Here is a 17,513-nt window from a genome sequence, read left to right as displayed (position 1 = left end):
TGGTTATTTTAATATGGTGTGCATCGCACCCGATGGATTGAGAACGGGTCTGTTCCCCACGGGTGCCACGACAGACCATCAGCAGATGGCTGGCCCTCCACTCTCCCAACGGCGGCCACGCCGCGGTTATCAATCCAAGAGCAACGCCAGCTCAGTGGCGCTTTCGGCCTCAAGACTGCGGACCGTATCGACGATGTCGGCCCGGCGGTCGGCGTCATACCGGTCGCCTGCGAGCGCGTGGAACTTCTCTTCGACAGTCCCCCACGGGGCCGGTTGTGCGGGATGGCCGTCGAACCGGCCGTGCTCGACCTCGTGGACTGCCCCGTCGCGGAGCTTGACGGTGACTCGCGCCGGCAGTTCGCCGTGTGCCGCTCGGTCGGTGAGGTCGTCGTCAGCCGCCGTCTCGACTGCCTCGGCGACCGGGCCGAGATCGGCCCGTGCGGTGGGTTGCCTGTACAGTTCTCGGTCGACGAGCGCCGCTGCGATGGCCTCGGGGGCGACGACAGGAACGGCGTCGGCGAACGTTTCAACCGTGGCAGTATCGATATCAGCCGGGTCCAGAGTGGCATCCGCCGCAAGGTCGACCGCGGCGGCGATTGCCGTCTGTGCGTATGGGTGGACGTCGTATGGAAGGACGGCGGCATCACGAACCCGCTCACACCCCGGGTCGAAATCGAGGTCAAACGGCCCCACGAGGTCGTGCCAGCCGCCCGGGCCAGCCAGCGTATCAGGGGATGTTGCTCCTGCCTCGGCCAGCAGTCCGGCTTCGGCTGCGGTGGCGGCGCTCGCACCGACCGCAAGCGCCGCGTACTCGTCGTCGCCGACAGCCAGCAACGCCTGTCCTGCGGCCAGACCGACAGCCCGTTCGATGCGCTCGGCATCAAGTCCGAGCACACGACCGACACCGGCCGCGCCGGCAATAGCGCCATGGCTTGCCGGATGGAACTCATCAAGCGGCGCGTTCAGTGCCAACTCGCCGTGAATCTCCTGTGTGGCCGCAAGCGCCGCGAGTGTCTCCTCGCCGGTTACCCCGCGGCTCTCAGCGACAGCCAATACGGCTGCCAGTGGTCCGTATGCGGCCGATAGTGTCGGCGACAGGTAGACACCTCCGGGCCCCACAGCCGTCGCCGTGGCGTTGTGGTTCGCCGCATCGGACGCCGTCGCCGCGTCGGTGGTTCCCCAGAGCCGACAGCCGTCGGTCGTCACTCGCGGTACCGCCCGACGGACCGGCGCTGTCCGCTCGTCGTCACGGCTCCCAAGAGCGACCCCGACCGCGTCCAACACGCGCCGCTTTGCGGCTTCGCGGGTCGTTTCCGGGAGTCCGTCGTAGCTTACGTCCGCGGCGAACGCCGCGACTTCCGCCGTCGATGTCATGGGTGAATACACCTGCGGTCAGGCAAAAAGCGTGGGGGTCCCGAGGCGCGTGTGGCGGCTGCGGAACTCAGGGGCGAGTCGTCGCCCACACCGCTAGCACGCCGAGCACAAGCGCCGGCACCATCGGCAACACGAGGTACGCATCCAAAAACGAGAGGCCGAACAGCGTCGGGAAGCGCGGGTAGAGGTAGATGATGGTCGGCACGACGAGAAAGGCGACGAAGATAGCTGCCACGAGCGTCCAGCCGCGCCAGTCGAACTCCCGCTCGACGGCGTCGGGATGCTCGCCGGACACGTCGTCGCCGCCTGACCCACCGTGGCCGCGGCTCTCTTCGATGTCGCTTTCGACGATACGGTCGCCCTCCTCGTCGAAGGCATCAGGGTCGTGTCGGTAGCCGTCACTCATACTCGCCGGGGTCGTAGTCGCTGTCCGGAACGACCACGACAGAGCCGAACCCTTCGCGGGATTCGAGCATCTCATGGCCGCGTGCGATCTCGCTCATGGGAAGGACCTCTCGGACGTGGGGTTCGAACGTTCCGTCGAAGACCTTGGTCATTACTTCGTCGACCTCGCCAGGCGTCCCCATCGTCGATCCGAGGATGTCGAGCTGCTTCCAGAAGACGGTCGGGATGTTCGTCTCCGGAGAGATGCCGGATGTCGCTCCGCAGGTGACGATGGTGCCGCCGCGAGCCGCTGCCGAAAGCGAGTTGTCCCACGTCGCCTCGCCGATGTGGTCGACAACGACATCGACGCCGCGTCCGTCGGTCAGCTCCTTGATCGCCTCGTCGAAGTCCTCCTCCTCGTAATTGATGAGGTGGTCGGCTCCACACTCCTCGGCGTGGGCGAGCTTTTCTTCCGAGGACGCCGTCGCGAAGACCTCACAGCCCTCGTTGGCCGCGATTTGGACACAGGCGTGGCCGACGCCGCCGGAAGCACCCAAAACGAGGACGCTGTCGGACTGCTGAATCTCGGCCCGCGTCATCAGCATCCGCCAAGAGGTCTGGAAAACCAGCGGTGCCGATGCCGCCGTCACGAAGTCGACGTGTTCGGGCAGCTCGATGAGGTTCGTCTCCGGAACCGCTGCGAGTTCGCTGTGGACGCCGCGGACGTGCTCGCCGAGCATCTTGTAATCGACACACAGCGACTCTTCGCCCTTCCGGCAGAACTCACATTCCCCGCAGTAGAGACCGGGCTCGACGACGACGCGGTCACCCGCCTCGAACTGTGTCACCCGTTCGCCGACCTCGCTGACGACACCGGCCCCGTCACTGCCGGGGATATGCGGCAGCTCCTCGGGGCTCGGCATCCCCTTCCGCGTCCAGACATCGAGGTGGTTCAGCCCGCCGGCTTTGATATCGACCAGTACCTCCTCGGGGCCGATTTCCGGGTCGTCGAAGTCATCGTACTGCAGTACGTCTGTCGAGCCGTGTTCCTCATAGAAGATGGCCTTCATAATCTGGGCCTGTGTTCGGCGGGTGCAAAACACTAGCGGTGTCAGCAAGCCACGCGCGGCATACCAGCCAGCCAGTCCACTACACGTCCGTTTTGGCTCCGCCGCCCTTATCCACTCGGCCGCCGAGGCTCGGGTATGACCGACGATACCGACACCGAACATGGCGACGAAGGCGCTGTGGACGAAGACAACGGAACGGGTGGCGCTGATGAGACCCATCGCGACCACGATGGTGACGACGGCCATGACCACGACGACGGCCATGACCACGACCATCATCATCACGATGTCGACAGCCTCGGTGTCGGGCTACTGACTATCTCTTCGAGCCGAACAATAGAGGAAGACGGCGCAGGCGACGCTATCGCCGAGGCAATGGCCGACGCCGGCCACGAAATCGCTGTCCGGGAACTCGTCCCTGACGACTACGACAGGGTACAGGACACTGTCGACCGCTTCATCGGCCGCGACGATGTCGACTGTGTCGTCACGACCGGCGGCACCGGTGTCACGCCGGACGACGTGACAATCGAAGCCGTCGAGCCGCTGTTCGACAAGCGACTTCCGGGGTTCGGTGAGTTGTTCCGGACGCTCTCTTACGAGGAAATCGATACCCGAGTCGTCGGCACACGTGCTGTCGGCGGTATCGCTGACGGAGCGGCCGTCTTCTGTCTGCCGGGCAGCGAGAACGCGGCTCAGCTTGGCACCGAGGAGATAATCGTCGCCGAAGCGCCACACCTGGTCGGTCTCGCAGGTCGGTAGCCGACGCCCATTGCCGCGGGCGAGAACCACTTGTTCGTGGCGTCGCCATATATCGAACTAATATCAACGCTCAGCCGTATGTGGCCGCAGTCCATCCCCAGAAACAATGGCAAGAGGGGCGCTTGGACAGCGTCGCATCGAAAACGCACATCGCATCGAATCTATCTTGATTCAGCGAGAGAATCCCGCCGTTCACGGCGGGCGTGAATCGCGTAAGCCCGGTTCGACAGTCCACGCGGTTTTGCCCGACCGAATACCCAACGGCACAAGAGTTATTGAGATTGGGTGTCTTGTATTTGGTGAGGCCAAATGGAGTATCACCTGCAATCCGGGTCGCACACGGTCTACGCGCTTCAATATCACTTCGTGACCGTCACGAAGTACCGCGCCGACATCCTCACCGATGAGCGGCTGGAGCGCGTGGCTGAAGTCGCTCACGAGATTGCAGAGGACTTCGAGGCCGACATCAAGAACGTGGACGGCGGCACCGACCACGTTCACATTCTGTTCACGACCAAACCCACCACCGACCTCACGAAGTTCATCAACTCGCTCAAGGGCGTCACATCCCGCCGGATTCGCCAGGAGTACCCTGAGGTGAAACAGACGCTCGAAGATGCGTTCTGGCAGCCGGGGTATTTCCTCGCCACGACCGGTCAAGTGAGCATCGACGTGCTGATGGACTACGTGGAAAACCAGTAGCATGACCGCGACAACCACGAAAACGCTGGAGGCCACGCTCGCCCCGCCGACAGCCCACAAAGAGCGCAAACTGTGCGACCTGCTCGACACCTACCGGGCAGGACTCCACGAGGCGTTTGAGGCCGGGTGCGAGACGATGACCGCCACCAGCGACGTGGTGACTCCCTACGACCTGCCGTATCAGGCGAAGGCGGCCCTGTGTAACTACGTTCCGCAACTGCACGGAACCTACGATGCACAGGAGTTGGACGACGACCACCCGGTTCGGCTCACCAACCAAGCCGCTGAGTTCGACCATTCGCCGGAACGCGACTACGAGTTTACGTGGTGGGTACCACAGCCCGGTCGCGGGACGAACTTCTGGATACCACTCCGTATCAACCCCGCTCAAGAAGAACTGTGGCACGACATCGTGGACGGTGAAGCGTCGGCAGGACAACTCCGCCTGCAACGTCACCGCACGTCGTGGACGCTTCACGTCACCGTCGAGTTTCCGGTTAAAGAACCGGGCTACGAACCGACAGACGACGATGTAACACCAGTCGGCTTCGACATTGGCGAAGCACACCTGCTCGCGGGCTGTGCCTGCGAGCAGGGCACTCCGACCGACCCACTACTCATCAACGGTGGCCGCGCTCGTCACCTCCGCAAAGAGATGCACACGACGCTCAAGCGCCTCCAAGAGCGTGACGCCGCCGAGTGGCGGATTGACGAACGGTTCGACCACTACCAGAACGCACTCACAGACATCATCGAAAAGGCGTCTCGGCAGGCAATCGAGTACGCCTGCCGATTCGAGAAGCCTGTGGTCGTTCTGGAAGACCTCTCGTACATCCGCGAAGACCTCGATTACGGCGAGTGGATGAACCGACGCCTCCACGCATGGGCGTTCGCTCGCTTGCAGGAGCGCATCGAGGACAAAGCGCGAGAGTCTGGCATCCCGGTCGAATACATCCGCCCGGAGTACACGAGCCAGACGTGCCACGAGTGCGGGCACATCGGGTATCGGGACGGCGATGAGTTCCGGTGTCAGAACGACGAGTGTTGGGTATCGGAGTACCACGCAGACATCAACGCGGCGGTCAACATCGCTGACCGCCACGACCCGTGGGGTGAGAGCCTGCCTCTGAAACCGGCGGGCGATGACATCTCACGGGATGGGAGCGCCTGTGACAGCGCCGCGACCCCCACCGAACAGAGCCAACCACGGCAGATGACGCTCGGAGAGGTCGGGTCGGAACCCACTGCCGGTAGTTAGCCGGCATTCCCATGCAGGGAAGCCGCGCCGTGAACGGCGCGGAGGATGTCACCTTCGCGCAGGTGCCGGCGATGTTTCCCGACGACTCCGGTAGCGTCGCCGGTATCGTCGGTGGTATCGGCTCCGTTGGCGGGTCGATATACCCGCTCGTCTTCTCAGCGTACTTCCTTCCGAGCCTCCACTGGGGCTTTGCCGTTGTCGGCGTGACGATGGTGCCGATTTTGGTGCTCTCGGCGTGGGTGTTCCAGCCCCACGTCGCCGAGGAGGCAACGACCGGCGGCTGGCTGCTCTCGGAGCCTCCGGCGCGGTCCGGCGCGCCGGCCGACGATTGATACGAGACCGGACTACTCTGGCTTTTCCTCCGGTCGAACGGTAAAAACGGGTGGTTCGGCGGTCCTGACGACTTTTTCGGTGACGCTGCCCAATAGATATCGGTCGACGCCGCTGCGGCCGCGGGTCCCCATTACGATGACGTCGATACCCGCCTCGCTGTAGGCGAGTATCTCGTCGTACGGATGGCCTTCCTTCAGCACCGTCTCAACCGGGCGGCCGGCGTCCTTGATTCGGTCGGCTGTCGACGACAGCACCGACTCGCCCTCCTCACGGAGGGAGTTAACGTTCGTGTTCCCGGCTGCCCCGACGCCGGCGTAGGTTGTATCGACGACATACAGGACGTGGAGCTGTGCGTCGTATGCGTCGGCCATGCTGATAGCGTGGGCCAGCGCCGCTTCGGCAGCGTCGCTGCCGTCGGTCGGAAAGAGAATCTCATCGTACATTGTCGACAGCTACATCTCAGACCGATAGCAGATAAAACTTGTTTGCCTGATTCGCAAACAGGTTGTAAAACACTCGATAATCAAGCTGCTTTCTGGTCGGTTGTTCGTAACCTGGGTTATTTCTCAGGCAACGCCCGGGAGAATGCGAAAGAACCCATAGGCAAGCAGCGTCGATATCGACGGCCCGATAATCCACATCGAGATGTATTTGATAACGGCCCGGGGGTTGAACAGGTCCCCCGCATCGAGCACTTCGTCAGGCTCTGCTTCACCGATCGGGGATGCGGCTTTGCCCTCCATTCCTTTCGCCGTAATTGCTCCCGGAACGATTTCAGCGTCTCCCGTGTCCCGTCTGACGGCGTCGCTGACAGTAACCGGCCGGGTCGCACGGCCCCACCCGATACCGACAATCGTCATCACCGTCGACATCACGAGGCTGATGGGGATGCCGAACCACGAGAGCACCGTCGTAATCGTCGATGCGGTGACCATCACGAAAAGAGCCGCGAGCAACGGAATGTCGCTCAGTTCACCGCCGACCGACTCCATCGTTCGCCGAGCGATTGTGAACCCGCCAACTCCGATGGCGATTGTGGCAAGGATGATTGCGGTATCGTCGGGAAGTCCGCTTGCACCACCGACCAGCGGTGCAGCAGCGTTCGGGACGTTGCTTGCCCCGGCGCTGAAAGCCATATAACAGCCGATGACAAGTACGGCTGACGTGCTGATGAGTTCCGTCCACGTCGTGTTCGGGCCAAACGTCGGCTTCGGAACCGCCGCATCACGGTCGAGGGTCAGTAGCGGTCCCTCCGACTTCTTGATCTGCACCCGTCGATTGACTTCGGGATAGATGTAGCGTCCGATAATGCCGCCGATCCAGAACCCGATGACCGGCGTCACGACCCACCACGAAATAATCCCCGCGATTACCGGGTAATTAAGCGTCCCAGTCGCCAGCCCGAGCCCGGCAATCGCGCCGACTGTCGTCATCGACGTCGGAACGGGAACGCCGAAGATATTGGCGGCGAGGATGCCCAGCCCGATGAAAAAGAGAATCGCAACGCCCGCCGAGAGCGTGAGTTCGATCGTGATAATCTGTCCGCTCAGTGTGTCCATCACGTTGCGGCCGACCGTCCAACCGCCGAGAAAGACGAACACCGTCATGAGCCCCGCCGCAGTCGTCTTCTTGATGATACCCGCGCCGACGGGTGGCCCCCAAGCGATTCCAGTCGACGAACCACCGATATTGAATCCGACGAAGAGAGACGCGATAACCCCGACTACCAGAAGGGCTTCGACCATTGGACGATATTATACCGATGTGCGTAAAATAAGTAGCGTAACGGCTACGGCGAGGATGTCAGGACTGTTCGGTTTCCTCGTCGACTGACTCTTCGACGATTTCTTCGATGTCTTCTTCCCGAGGCCGTCGGTCGACCCGCTCGTCGACAGCTTCAACCTGTTCTTGGACCTCCTCGACGGTCTCGCCAACCGTTTCTTCGACCGTCTCTTCGACCGTCTCTTCGACCGTCTCCTGTACCTGCGCCTGCGCTTCCTCGACTTGTTTTTCGACGGTCTCGCCAACTGTCTCTTCGACTTGTTTTTCGACGGTCTCACTGACGGTTTCCTCCACCTGGTCTTGGACGTCGCCGACCTGTTTTTCCACCTGGTCTTGGACCTCTTCGACCTGCTTTCCGACCGTTTCGCTGACGGATTCTTCGACGGCCTGGGTCATCCAGCTCGGGTCGAACCGGGCCATCTTCCAGACGACGTGAACGACGTACGATGCGAACACACCGATTCCGAACGCGACACCGACAGCCGCCGGCTCGAACGTCGCAATCAGGACAACCGACAGCGCAATCAACGCGCCATAGGTGAGGTCGATGATGGCGTCAACGCGGACGGGGTTTAGCATCGGTCCACCCCGCTTGACTGGCTCAACTGGGGGCGCTTTCGCTGGCGGCCAGTGTGTCCGCCCTGTGACGGCCGTCGCCCCGCCTCGCGTCGCTGTCGGGGGTTCTGCCGTTCCGTGCTCCGAGTGAGAGAGTGACTGTTCATGCTCGACATCGACTTATCAGGGAAGCGGACACAGGCTCGCTGTCAACAGCGCCGGCTCGTCGCCGTCGTTCCGTGCCCCGTGTTCGATGCCGCGGGGATTGTGCACGACCGCTGGTGCTTCGATGTGTTCTTCGGTGTCGTCCTGTGTGACGATGACCTCGCCGTCGAGCAGGTGAAACACGTTCTCGCAGTCGTCGTGGACGTGGGGGTCGAAGGCTCCGCCGGGGCCGAGTGCAAACAGCTTCACGAGGACGTCGTCCTCAACGACGAGTTCGGCGGTCTCGACCTCGCCGTCGGCTGGCGACAGCTCCGGAAGTTCGTTCAGCGTCATACACTGGCAGTCGGCCGCCGCCGGTTTAGCCGTTCGGGACGCGTGGCGAGACTTCACCGCGAGGGGATGCGCTGTGACGGCTCCAACCCGAGGCATTGAAGTACGCGCCCGGACACGTGGCTTGTATGAACCACGCCCGCTCTACCAAGAAGCGAACCGGCGGCCGTCGGCGCGCCGTTCGCAAAAAGCGCAAGCACGAACTCGGCTCGGCTCCGACCGAAACGCAGGTCGGCGATCAGAAACTGAAGGTCGTCGAAACCCACGGTGGCAACGCCAAGGTCCGCGCCGTCGCCAAAAACACCGCCAGCGTCGCGACCGACGACGGCGTCGAGCCCGCGACCATCGAGGACGTCGCGGAGAACCCCTCGAACCCCAACTACGTCCGGCGGAACATCATCACCAAGGGCGCTATCATCGAAACCGACATGGGTCGCGCCCGCGTTACCTCCCGCCCCGGTCAGGACGGGCAGGTAAACGCTGTCCTCGTCGACGAGTAGTCGTCGTAACACCCCTTCTATCGCCCGTACGCGTCGGACAGCTACGGGAACGACCGCAGTTCTTCGAGCAACGCCTCCAGCGGCATCGTCGTCGTCGCAAGCGAGACCCCGTCCGCTCGGGCGAGTGCTGGCGCGTGCTCCCAGAGGTCGTCGGCGTCGAGTCCGTGGAGGATGACTGCCGACGGCGTCGGCGTGACGACGCGTAGCGCGACCAGCGGTGATTCGCCGCGAGTCACGTCAGTGAAAACCAGCGCCCGGTTGGTTGACTGACCGTAGAGCCGGTAGAACTCCTCGCTGGAGAGTCGCTTGATTGCCTCGACGCTGTTGATAACGGTGTGGCCCGCGACCGTCTCGGCTTGCCCCTCTGTGACCGGTTCGGCGCCGATGGCCTCGTGGAACCGCGGTATCGGAACTGTCGCCGGATACTCCCGGAGGTCGTAGACAACATCGCTGTCGAAGCCCGCAGACAGCACCCGGGCGTGCTGGCGAACCCGGTCGCCGCCGCGGCGCTCGTCGACCGTCAACAACCCCTCAACGACGCGTTGGACGATCTGTATACCGGGATTGCCCCGTCGGCCGCTCTCGTAGTCCGAGACGACCGACGCAGAAACATCGAGTTCATCCGCCAGCGTCGTCTGGGCGACATCGAACTCCTCGCGCCATTTCCGGAGCGTCGCTCCCGGGTCGTCCGACAGCGTCACCTCGCCGGCGATTCGCTCGGCGAGTTCCGCACGCGGCTCACGCATATCCGAGGCGACGCCAGCCACGAATATAAACGGTCGCTTCCGCCTCCGGCGGAACGATTATGCGCTCGCAGCACTCAGCGGTGTTCGATGCCGCCGACGCTTGTCAATATCGCACTCGGCGTTCTCGTCGGCGTCGCCCTGCTCGGTGCGGCCTTCGACCGCAGGTCGCTGACCGTCGTTGCGGCTGCTGCCGCTGCTCCCGACGCCGACGCTGCCCTCGAACTCGTCGCCATCGGGACGACAAACGCCGTCTTTCACTCCCTTTTCATTCCGCTCGCGGCGGCGGTGCTGTTGTCCTACGACACTCGGCTCCGCGAGACATCGTGGCTTCGTTCGTGGTACGGCTGGTACGGCGTTCGGGTTGCGTGGGTTGCGACAGCGGCGTATGCGGTCGCCGGCATCGCCCCCGAACTCTTCAGCCCCGCGGGGGCTGCCGTGCTGTATCCGCTCTCGGACCGCTATTTCGCTGTCGTCGGCCGGCTTGTCATCTCGACACAGGAGGGGCTTGTCCAGACCTACGTTGAGTTCGGAAGCGGTGCTTTCGGCCTTGCATCGCCGGGAACGACCGACACACATCACGTTCGCTCGTGGGTCGCTCCCGGCGATGACGACCGCCGGCTCTATCTCGTCGAATCTGGCTGGCAGGCCGTCCTTGTCGGGGGCGCTGTCGTGGCGGCCGTCGCAAAGTCCCGCGTCGAGCGCATCGACCGCGCCGCAGGGGGTGGCCGATAATGCCGTCGACAGTCGTCCACGCAGCCGTCGCGTTCCTGCTTGCGGTCGGACTTCTCGGACGGTTCTATGACCGGCGAGCGCTCCTTGTCGTCTTGCTTGTCATCCTGTTTCCCGAACTCGATACCGCCCTCGGCTGGGTGATGGACGGCGCTCATCGGACCGTCCTGCATACCATGATGCTTTCGGTCACCGCAGCCGCTGTCCTCTACTGGGAGACGGTTCGCGATGGCTCGTGGCTTCGCGACCGGTTCGGCGATTACGGCATCCGAGTCGCGTGGGTCGCCCTCGTTGCTCACACGGTCGCTCACATCGCCCTCGATTGGAGCCACCTCTCCGGCATCAACTTCTTTTGGCCGCTTCGAGACACGTTCTACGCGCTCGACGGCGAGCTGTATCTCTCGGCCAGCGACGGGGTCGTCCAGACGTTCGTTGACATCGAGTTCGGCGACGAGACCGGCGCGGCCGTCGACGCCGGCCGGACCGGCACGACTGCCGACACCCACGTCGGCAACCCGGCACAGCCCTCCTCCGCACTCGAAGACGGGCCGGTCGACCGCCGGTTCCCCATCGCAGTCGGCGGCTGGCAGCTGTATCTCGTCTGTCTTGGCGCGTTCGCTCTCGTGGCTCGGCGGCTGCAGACGCCGCGCTACGACGACGAATAGCGGCTCCATCTCGACTATGCGGCTGGCCGTTCTGCGCCGCGCCGACGGGTTTTTCTCTCGGCCGCGTCCGCCCCCAAGTATGGTCCCTGACGACTCCCTCCGCTCGGACGATACCCTCTCCCGCGACCACAGTCGACACGACGATGCCCGACAACGAGACACACCGCGCGACGATGGCAGCAGCACGGTACTCAATGCTGTTATCGGCGCTGTCGTCGGCGTCGTGCTGTACTTCATCCCGCTGTCGACGCTACTCGGCGGCGCGACAACCGCCTATCTCGACGGCGGCACCCGGACCGACGGTGCCAAGGCCGGAGCGCTGGCCGGGGGCTTCATGTTTCTCCCGGTTGCGTTCTTTACGCTCGTTGGCGGTCTGTTCTTTTTCCCGTTTCTCCTCGGTGGGCCGGGACTGCCAGTGTCGCTGTGGCCGCTGCTGCTCGGCTTTTCGGCCGTCTACACGGTCGGGCTGGCCGCTCTCGGTGGCTACCTTGGCATCTACCTCAAAGAGCAGTTGTGAAACATCCGATTGACGACCAAAAACCACGCAATTCCGTAAATAAAGAAACCATATTCCAACAACTCATATGCCTCCGCTTCACGTCTTCCATCTATGGAGACACTAGAGGGGACGGTCCTCGCCGGGCGGTCGTTCGACCCGATGTACGGCCGGGTCGTCATTGAGGAGGGCCACATTACCGCGGTCGAACGCATTGATGACCACGACGGCGATGCGAGCCGCATCATCCTGCCGGCGTTCGTGAACGCCCACAGCCACGTCGGTGACTCCGTCGCCAAGGAGGCGGCCGTCGACCTCGGCCTCGAAGCGGCAGTGGCCCCTCCAGACAGCCTGAAACACCAGCGGCTGCAGGCGGCCGACCGCGAGACGGCAGTCGATGCAATGTATCGCACGCTCCGCTTCATGCAGCAGACCGGCACCGCGGCGTTTCTCGATTTCCGCGAGTTCGGCATCGAGGGGGCCAAAACCCTACGCGAAGCGGCCGAGGGCCTCGACATCGAGGCGTTCATCTTCGGGAGCGACGACGCCGCGGTGCTGGACGTGGCCGACGGGTTCGGTGCCAGCGGCGCGAACGACGACGACTTTACCAGCCAACGGGCCGCCGCCGCAGCGCGTGGTGTCCCGTTTGCCATCCACGCCGGAGAGCCCGACGCGACCGACATTCATCCGGCGCTGGACTTGGAGCCGGACCTGCTGGTGCATATGGTCCATGCGGAGGCCGAGCATCTCGAACGCGTCGCCGACCAAGAAACGCCAATCGCGGTCTGTCCGCGTGCAAACCGCGTGCTCGGGGTCGGCCGGCCGCCCATCGAAACCCTGCTTGAGTACACTGACGTCGCGCTCGGGACGGACAACGTGATGTTGAATCCGCCGTCGATGTTCCGCGAGATGGCATACACTGCGAAGACGTTTGAGCTCCCCTCACAGACAGTGCTCCGGATGGCTACGACCGCGGGTGCCGAGGCCGTCGGTCTTGACTGTGGGGTCATCGAACCGGGGCGGCGGGCCGCGTTGCTGGTGCTTGATGGCGATTCCGATAACCTCTCGGGCGTTGCTGACCCCGTTGACGCGGTCGTCCGGCGAGCGACAGCGCTGGACGTCGAGCGGGTCATCTGCTGAGGGCGGCCGATACAGGAGCCGATTCGGCTAGCCACATTCGTCGGTACGCTTATGATTTCGGATAAAATAGCAACGGGGTAATGAACCGACGGTCCTTCGTCGCTGGCGCTTTCGGGGGTGCCGGTATCGTCACTGCGGGCTGTATTGATATCGATAGCGAGGACTGGGAGATGGTCCAGCACTGCACCGAAGAGGTCTCGGTTCGCGTCGACTCGGTCGGAACCGCACTGGAGGAGTGGCTGCAGTCCCCGGAGACGTTCGACGCATCCAGATTCGACCGGCTGGCTGACGAAACTGAGACGACGCTCGACAACTGTGAATCCGACATCCGGGAACGCTACGAGGAAATCGAAGACGAAACCATCGTTCCGGATGAGGAACTGGAGCAGTACGACGGCCAAGAGATTGTTAGCCTTCTGCAGGACCTCCTCGAAACCGCACACGACGGACAAACAGCGGCCATAGCAGTCGCCCAAGCCGATGCCGAGCCCCAAGCGCTCGACGATGCGGAAGAAGACATCGTTGAATCGGTTGCCGAAGACCACGAGGAGGTGCTCGACGACGTCGAGCCGATACTCGCTGCCGAGACGTGAGACGCTGCGTCCTGCCGTCAGGCCGTCACTGATGCCACGACACCGCCGAGCGCGCCGAAGACCGCCGGATAGACGACGCCGGCGATGAGAACCGCGGGCGCGAGGTCAGGCGCGCCGGAGACGCCGCCGACAGAGATGGAAAACAGCACCGTCCCCAGCGCCGCCAACACGAGATAGCCCGGCACGACGAGCAGCCCCGAGATGGCTCCGTCGTTGACATCCGATGCTCCCGTATAGCGGGCGATGGCGAGGCCGCTGATAACGAGCAGTGCCGGCGGAATGACATAGAGGAACGGGGTGAATCCATCCCCGCCGACGAAGTTCTGCGGCGGCGCAAGCGGGCCGAGCCCGGAGTAGGAAACATCGACGAGGTGTGCATTATAAAACACCCAGCCGACGATTTCGTAGGTCGCTTGCTCGCCCTCGAAGGCCTCGATGAGTTGATTCAGCGGCGACTCCTCGATGTCGCCGGAAACGATGAGATAGGTGAAGACGTAGCCGAGGACCCAGGCAACTGCGCCTGTGACAGCCGCTTCGATGAACGGCTTGCTATCGGCGTCGGTAGCGGGAGTCATACTGTCGTAGCTGTCGCCCCCGGTTAAAATAATCTTGTGGCCCGGATGTTCCGTGAAAGAAGTTTATCAGTGGACAAGGCGAATACCCCGAGGCTTGACCTCGGGGATGAAGCCGACACGCAGGGATACAAACCATTAAGTGAACACATCGGTAATCAAGAGACAGCGATGGAACACAGTCACCGCTACCGTGCCTACCCGACACAAGAGGTAGCGGAGCGACTGGAACATCATCTGGACGTTCATCGCCAACTCTACAACCATGTCCGCTGGGACTACGAGAACAGCCCAGAGGACGACAAACCATCCGAGTACGACCAGAACAACAAACTCCCCGAGTGGAAGCGCAAATGGCCTGTGTTCGGTGAACTGCACTCGAAGGCCGCGCAAGCCACTGTCGCTCGCTTCCATCGGAACCTCTCGAATCTTCGCAAGAAGAAAGAGAAGGGGTACAACGTTGGTCAGCTCAAACGGCAAGCACCTACCGAGTACCGAAGCATGACGTACAACCAGTCCGGTTTCGACCTCGATGAAAAGAGGGGCCGTGACAGGTTCGCTTACGTTCGCTTCAGCAAAATCGGCTGGGTCAAAATCCGTTACCATCGCCCGATTCCTGACTTCGCTTCGATTAAGGAAGTCACGGTCAAGAAGGAGACGACCGGCGAGTGGTTCGTCTCGTTCGGCCTCGAAACCGACGACGCCGATCTGCCCGAGAAGCCCGACGTGAACTCGCTTGACGCAAGTAACAGCGTTGGGATTGACCTTGGCATCCAGAACTACATCCACACCAGCGACGGCAAGACCGTGGATTGGCTCAACCTCGAAGACGAGTACGAGCGTCTTCGCCGTCAACAACGCAAGTTGTCGCGGAAGGAAGAAGGGTCGAACAACTACGAGAAGCAACGCCGGGAAGTGGCGAAGGTCAAGCGTCACATCAAGCGGAAGGTGCTGGACTACCAGCACAAGATTACGACGTGGCTCGTCCGCGAGTACGATGCTGTATTCGTTGAGGACTTGGACGTGAAGGGAATGCTCGAACAGTCGCACAACGGTCGCAACAAGCAGGATGCGGCGTGGCGACAGTTCATCACCCTCCTCGAATACAAGGCCGACCTGTACGGCTGTCACGTCGTGCAAGTCGAAGCACGAGGCACCACCAAAGAATGCGCGTCGTGCGGTGTGGAGTCAGCGAAACCCATCTGGGTCAGAGAACACTCCTGTCCGAGTTGTGGGTTCGAGACGGACAGGGACGCGAATGCAGCGATGAATGTCTTGGAGAGAGGCTTTTCTGCGTTAGGGCTTGGATGGCCCGAAGACACGCCCGTGGAGACTGTGACCGCTACGGACACGGATGATATCCATGAAGTGTCTGCAAGTCACGTCGTAGAAACGGGAAGCCTCGGGGCTTGACCCCGAGGCGATTCACTTTGACTTGCTTCGGTCAGTTCTCGTCCAGCGTCGCCTCGGTATCGATGCCGTAGACCTGTGCCGGGGTCTCGACGTGTGCCCGGCGCAGCGCCGTCTCGTGGCCTGCCTCGGCGAGCCATCGGGTCCGCTTCGGCACCGTCTTCGGCCCGAGAACCGCCCCCGGTCGGTCGGGGTCGTCGATGAAGTCCGTCTCCATGAAGAACGGCCACTCGCCCCCACAGGCCCGTTCGAGTTCGTCCTTGTGGGCGATAACGCTCGGTATCGGCCCGTCGACGTATCCGGCCGAATAGTGTTTGACGACCTGCTTGCGGGCCAGCCCTTCGGCTTCAGCCCACTCGGCGACCGTTTCGAAGTCTTCGCCGCCCTCGGTGTGGAGTTGGACGGCACAGCCGACCTCGGCGGCGCGGGCGAACGCGTGGCGCATCACCTGGTTCGAAGCCTCCCAGACGGCGTCGGCAACGTCATAGTGCGGCCGGCCGGACTTGATTGCCAGCGCGCGCCCCGAAGCAACGTACTCGGCGGCGACATCGATGCCGGCACACATCAGCTCCGCTGCCTCTTCGGGGCCGTACCCGCGGTCGACAAGCTGTGAAATGAGCGCGGGATGGACGCCCAAAACCGGCCACGCGCGACCGGGAAGCAGTTCGTCGGCCGCAGCGGTGACATCGATGGTGATGTCGAACGTCTCCCGGAAGCCGTCCTCGTCGTCGACCTCGCCGACGAGGTTCCACGACGGTTTGTTCAGCACGTTGAGATGTGTGCCCCCCGCATCGGCGAACTCCGCGGCGGCGTCTGCTCCGCGGCCATTGACTGGGTCGAGATGGAGATGATTGTCGAGTATCGGGCCGTCGTACATGCTCCGGGGTTCGGCCGGCCGGCGCAAAAGCCACACGGGACAGGATGGCCCTCCCGCGTCAGACGATGTCGATGACGCCGATGCTCTCCAACAGCAGCCACGCGATGAAGCTGCCGTACAGCAGTAACATCGCCCACGCCTCCGCGTTCGATATCTCCATGCCGGTCCTAGCGAAGGCAAACAGGACGACCGTCGCAACGACGAGAAACGCCATCATCGGGACGGCGGCGGTAAACGACACCGCGACCGCGCCGCCGAGCAACACGCCGGCGGGGATGGCCACGAGCAAATCGAAGATGTTGCTCCCGAGAACGTTACCCAGCGAGACGGCCGGCTCGTCGATGCGGGCGGCGGCGACACTGATGAGCGCGTCCGGGAGGCTCGTCGCGGCCGCGACGACGGTCAGCCCCCACAGGAACGAGGGGGTGCCGAAGGCTTCGCCGAGGCCGATGGCGGCGACGACAAGCCCCTCGACGCCCGCGATGATGAGCCCAACGCCCGCGACGAGCAACCCCCACTCGATTGCTAACCGCCGCCGCTCCAGCCGTGTCGTCTTGGCGTTCGACTCGCTGACATCGAGATACTGCACGAAAATATAGAGCAGATAGAGCAGCAGCAGCGACACCGCCAGCGGACGGGTGACGTTGCCCTGAAGTCCGTCGCCTTCGGCCGGGAAGTAGATAACCGCCAGCGCGAAGACGAGAAACAGCGCCGCGACCGACAGCATGTAGAACTGAGCCTCCTTGTAGACGACCTCGCGGCCGGTGTCGAGCGCGCCGTCGGCAAGCAGCGCCGAAAGCGCCGGGATGACGAGGATATTGAACACCGCCGAGCCGACGACAACACCGACACCGAGTTCGAACTCCCCATACCGGATGGTCGCGATGACTGTACTGGCTATTTCCGGCGCTGACGACCCCAGTGCGGCGAGAATCGTCCCTTGCACCAGCCGTGGAAGGCCATAGTGGCGGGCCAGCCGACCGGAGGCCCGTTCGAGCGCCGACGACCCGACCCAAACGACCGCCGTCGCAACGGCCCCGATGCCGAGGAGAACGCCGATACTGGTCATG

The 17,513-nt window shown here is 63.0% G+C and carries 21 protein-coding genes and 1 pseudogene; 11 read left to right on the top strand and 11 right to left on the bottom strand.

Translation table 11 applies throughout. The features are described from left to right. Positions 1 to 129 precede the first annotated feature (129 nt). From NP_RS11875 to NP_RS11865, 3 genes are all read right to left on the bottom strand, one after another. The gene (locus tag NP_RS11875) at positions 130 to 1,374 is read right to left on the bottom strand and encodes an MmgE/PrpD family protein (protein WP_011324113.1); all 1,245 of its coding nucleotides are present in this window, start codon (positions 1,372 to 1,374) and stop codon (positions 130 to 132) included. 67 nt (positions 1,375 to 1,441) lie between these two features. Further along, on the bottom strand, positions 1,442 to 1,780 hold the full coding sequence (locus NP_RS11870; RefSeq protein ID WP_011324112.1) for a hypothetical protein: 339 nt from the start codon (positions 1,778 to 1,780) through the stop codon (positions 1,442 to 1,444). Then, complete coding sequence (locus NP_RS11865; protein ID WP_011324111.1) at positions 1,773 to 2,828, bottom strand: zinc-binding dehydrogenase; 1,056 nt, start codon at positions 2,826 to 2,828, stop codon at positions 1,773 to 1,775. The genes NP_RS11870 and NP_RS11865 overlap by 8 nt, the downstream gene beginning before the upstream one ends. A gap of 135 nt (positions 2,829 to 2,963) precedes the next feature. Between NP_RS11865 and NP_RS11860 the strand changes: the two genes are divergently transcribed. The 4 genes and pseudogenes from NP_RS11860 to NP_RS11845 all read left to right on the top strand — a co-directional run. Continuing rightward, complete coding sequence (locus NP_RS11860) at positions 2,964 to 3,590, top strand: MogA/MoaB family molybdenum cofactor biosynthesis protein (protein WP_011324110.1); 627 nt, start codon at positions 2,964 to 2,966, stop codon at positions 3,588 to 3,590. Positions 3,591 to 3,899: 309 nt separating this feature from the next. Beyond that, complete coding sequence (tnpA, locus tag NP_RS11855) at positions 3,900 to 4,292, top strand: IS200/IS605-like element ISNph5 family transposase (protein WP_011324109.1); 393 nt, start codon at positions 3,900 to 3,902, stop codon at positions 4,290 to 4,292. Position 4,293: 1 nt separating this feature from the next. Further along, positions 4,294 to 5,550, top strand: a complete 1,257-nt coding sequence (locus tag NP_RS11850) for an RNA-guided endonuclease TnpB family protein (protein ID WP_011324108.1) — start codon at positions 4,294 to 4,296, stop codon at positions 5,548 to 5,550. Between the two features lie 38 nt (positions 5,551 to 5,588). Further along, positions 5,589 to 5,882, top strand: a pseudogene (locus NP_RS11845) (MFS transporter); the annotation flags it as partial. Between the two features lie 12 nt (positions 5,883 to 5,894). Here NP_RS11845 and NP_RS11840 read toward each other — a convergent pair. From NP_RS11840 to NP_RS11825, 4 genes are all read right to left on the bottom strand, one after another. Continuing rightward, positions 5,895 to 6,326 carry a universal stress protein gene (locus NP_RS11840; RefSeq protein WP_011324106.1) on the bottom strand — a complete coding sequence of 144 codons (432 nt, stop codon included), beginning with the start codon at positions 6,324 to 6,326 and terminating at the stop codon, positions 5,895 to 5,897. Positions 6,327 to 6,449: 123 nt separating this feature from the next. Then, entirely contained in the window at positions 6,450 to 7,628 is a 1,179-nt protein-coding gene (locus NP_RS11835; RefSeq protein ID WP_011324105.1) for an inorganic phosphate transporter, read from the bottom strand. Positions 7,629 to 7,686: 58 nt separating this feature from the next. Continuing rightward, the gene (locus NP_RS11830) at positions 7,687 to 8,244 is read right to left on the bottom strand and encodes a hypothetical protein (RefSeq protein WP_011324104.1); all 558 of its coding nucleotides are present in this window, start codon (positions 8,242 to 8,244) and stop codon (positions 7,687 to 7,689) included. A 159-nt stretch (positions 8,245 to 8,403) separates the two neighbouring features. Continuing rightward, a complete protein-coding gene (locus NP_RS11825; protein ID WP_011324103.1) occupies positions 8,404 to 8,718 on the bottom strand; it encodes a cupin domain-containing protein in 315 nt (104 codons plus the stop codon). 125 nt (positions 8,719 to 8,843) lie between these two features. On the opposite strand from NP_RS11825, the gene NP_RS11820 reads away from it, so the two are divergent. Beyond that, the gene (locus NP_RS11820) at positions 8,844 to 9,215 is read left to right on the top strand and encodes a 30S ribosomal protein S8e (RefSeq protein ID WP_011324102.1); all 372 of its coding nucleotides are present in this window, start codon (positions 8,844 to 8,846) and stop codon (positions 9,213 to 9,215) included. A gap of 41 nt (positions 9,216 to 9,256) precedes the next feature. On the opposite strand, the gene NP_RS11815 is transcribed toward NP_RS11820, so the two are convergent. Next, positions 9,257 to 9,961: a helix-turn-helix domain-containing protein gene (locus tag NP_RS11815; RefSeq protein ID WP_011324101.1), complete on the bottom strand. Its 705-nt coding sequence runs from the start codon at positions 9,959 to 9,961 to the stop codon at positions 9,257 to 9,259. An 87-nt stretch (positions 9,962 to 10,048) separates the two neighbouring features. On the opposite strand from NP_RS11815, the gene NP_RS11810 reads away from it, so the two are divergent. From NP_RS11810 to NP_RS11790, 5 genes are all read left to right on the top strand, one after another. Next, positions 10,049 to 10,693, top strand: coding sequence for a hypothetical protein (locus NP_RS11810; RefSeq protein WP_011324100.1), 645 nt, complete (start codon positions 10,049 to 10,051; stop codon positions 10,691 to 10,693). After that, on the top strand, positions 10,693 to 11,355 hold the full coding sequence (locus NP_RS11805; RefSeq protein WP_011324099.1) for a metal-dependent hydrolase: 663 nt from the start codon (positions 10,693 to 10,695) through the stop codon (positions 11,353 to 11,355). The genes NP_RS11810 and NP_RS11805 overlap by 1 nt, the downstream gene beginning before the upstream one ends. Before the next feature lie 79 nt (positions 11,356 to 11,434). Continuing rightward, complete coding sequence (locus tag NP_RS11800; protein ID WP_049939712.1) at positions 11,435 to 11,872, top strand: DUF5518 domain-containing protein; 438 nt, start codon at positions 11,435 to 11,437, stop codon at positions 11,870 to 11,872. Between the two features lie 93 nt (positions 11,873 to 11,965). Beyond that, entirely contained in the window at positions 11,966 to 12,991 is a 1,026-nt protein-coding gene (locus tag NP_RS11795) for an amidohydrolase family protein (protein WP_011324097.1), read from the top strand. 80 nt (positions 12,992 to 13,071) lie between these two features. After that, positions 13,072 to 13,584, top strand: coding sequence for a hypothetical protein (locus NP_RS11790; RefSeq protein WP_011324096.1), 513 nt, complete (start codon positions 13,072 to 13,074; stop codon positions 13,582 to 13,584). 17 nt (positions 13,585 to 13,601) lie between these two features. Here the strand turns inward: NP_RS11790 and NP_RS11785 are convergent, their stop codons facing one another. Continuing rightward, positions 13,602 to 14,159, bottom strand: a complete 558-nt coding sequence (locus NP_RS11785; protein ID WP_011324095.1) for a hypothetical protein — start codon at positions 14,157 to 14,159, stop codon at positions 13,602 to 13,604. Between the two features lie 168 nt (positions 14,160 to 14,327). On the opposite strand from NP_RS11785, the gene NP_RS11780 reads away from it, so the two are divergent. Beyond that, positions 14,328 to 15,569 carry an RNA-guided endonuclease InsQ/TnpB family protein gene (locus NP_RS11780; RefSeq protein ID WP_011324094.1) on the top strand — a complete coding sequence of 414 codons (1,242 nt, stop codon included), beginning with the start codon at positions 14,328 to 14,330 and terminating at the stop codon, positions 15,567 to 15,569. A 31-nt stretch (positions 15,570 to 15,600) separates the two neighbouring features. On the opposite strand, the gene NP_RS11775 is transcribed toward NP_RS11780, so the two are convergent. Both NP_RS11775 and NP_RS11770 read right to left on the bottom strand, forming a co-directional pair. Then, a complete protein-coding gene (locus NP_RS11775; RefSeq protein WP_011324093.1) occupies positions 15,601 to 16,443 on the bottom strand; it encodes a TatD family hydrolase in 843 nt (280 codons plus the stop codon). Positions 16,444 to 16,501: 58 nt separating this feature from the next. After that, positions 16,502 to 17,512: a sodium:calcium antiporter gene (locus NP_RS11770; protein WP_011324092.1), complete on the bottom strand. Its 1,011-nt coding sequence runs from the start codon at positions 17,510 to 17,512 to the stop codon at positions 16,502 to 16,504. Position 17,513 lies beyond the last annotated feature (1 nt).

Origin of the sequence: Natronomonas pharaonis DSM 2160 (assembly GCF_000026045.1) — an archaeon.
GTDB classification, from domain to species: Archaea; Halobacteriota; Halobacteria; order Halobacteriales; family Haloarculaceae; genus Natronomonas; species Natronomonas pharaonis.
Note: the sequence above shows the minus strand (reverse complement) of the source record. Positions and strands in the feature narration are given on the sequence as shown.

Excerpts from the sequence above, each read along its gene's own strand:
- NP_RS11875 (WP_011324113.1), bottom strand. The coding sequence starts at position 1,374 with ATGACATCGACGGCGGAAGTCGCGGCGTTCGCCGCGGACGTAAGCTAC.
- NP_RS11870 (WP_011324112.1), bottom strand. The coding sequence starts at position 1,780 with ATGAGTGACGGCTACCGACACGACCCTGATGCCTTCGACGAGGAGGGC.
- NP_RS11865 (WP_011324111.1), bottom strand. The coding sequence starts at position 2,828 with ATGAAGGCCATCTTCTATGAGGAACACGGCTCGACAGACGTACTGCAG.
- NP_RS11860 (WP_011324110.1), top strand. The coding sequence starts at position 2,964 with ATGACCGACGATACCGACACCGAACATGGCGACGAAGGCGCTGTGGAC.
- tnpA (WP_011324109.1), top strand. The coding sequence starts at position 3,900 with ATGGAGTATCACCTGCAATCCGGGTCGCACACGGTCTACGCGCTTCAA.
- NP_RS11850 (WP_011324108.1), top strand. The coding sequence starts at position 4,294 with ATGACCGCGACAACCACGAAAACGCTGGAGGCCACGCTCGCCCCGCCG.
- NP_RS11840 (WP_011324106.1), bottom strand. The coding sequence starts at position 6,326 with ATGTACGATGAGATTCTCTTTCCGACCGACGGCAGCGACGCTGCCGAA.
- NP_RS11835 (WP_011324105.1), bottom strand. The coding sequence starts at position 7,628 with ATGGTCGAAGCCCTTCTGGTAGTCGGGGTTATCGCGTCTCTCTTCGTC.
- NP_RS11830 (WP_011324104.1), bottom strand. The coding sequence starts at position 8,244 with ATGCTAAACCCCGTCCGCGTTGACGCCATCATCGACCTCACCTATGGC.
- NP_RS11825 (WP_011324103.1), bottom strand. The coding sequence starts at position 8,718 with ATGACGCTGAACGAACTTCCGGAGCTGTCGCCAGCCGACGGCGAGGTC.
- NP_RS11820 (WP_011324102.1), top strand. The coding sequence starts at position 8,844 with ATGAACCACGCCCGCTCTACCAAGAAGCGAACCGGCGGCCGTCGGCGC.
- NP_RS11815 (WP_011324101.1), bottom strand. The coding sequence starts at position 9,961 with ATGCGTGAGCCGCGTGCGGAACTCGCCGAGCGAATCGCCGGCGAGGTG.
- NP_RS11810 (WP_011324100.1), top strand. The coding sequence starts at position 10,049 with ATGCCGCCGACGCTTGTCAATATCGCACTCGGCGTTCTCGTCGGCGTC.
- NP_RS11805 (WP_011324099.1), top strand. The coding sequence starts at position 10,693 with ATGCCGTCGACAGTCGTCCACGCAGCCGTCGCGTTCCTGCTTGCGGTC.
- NP_RS11800 (WP_049939712.1), top strand. The coding sequence starts at position 11,435 with ATGGTCCCTGACGACTCCCTCCGCTCGGACGATACCCTCTCCCGCGAC.
- NP_RS11795 (WP_011324097.1), top strand. The coding sequence starts at position 11,966 with ATGGAGACACTAGAGGGGACGGTCCTCGCCGGGCGGTCGTTCGACCCG.
- NP_RS11790 (WP_011324096.1), top strand. The coding sequence starts at position 13,072 with ATGAACCGACGGTCCTTCGTCGCTGGCGCTTTCGGGGGTGCCGGTATC.
- NP_RS11785 (WP_011324095.1), bottom strand. The coding sequence starts at position 14,159 with ATGACTCCCGCTACCGACGCCGATAGCAAGCCGTTCATCGAAGCGGCT.
- NP_RS11780 (WP_011324094.1), top strand. The coding sequence starts at position 14,328 with ATGGAACACAGTCACCGCTACCGTGCCTACCCGACACAAGAGGTAGCG.
- NP_RS11775 (WP_011324093.1), bottom strand. The coding sequence starts at position 16,443 with ATGTACGACGGCCCGATACTCGACAATCATCTCCATCTCGACCCAGTC.
- NP_RS11770 (WP_011324092.1), bottom strand. The coding sequence starts at position 17,512 with ATGACCAGTATCGGCGTTCTCCTCGGCATCGGGGCCGTTGCGACGGCG.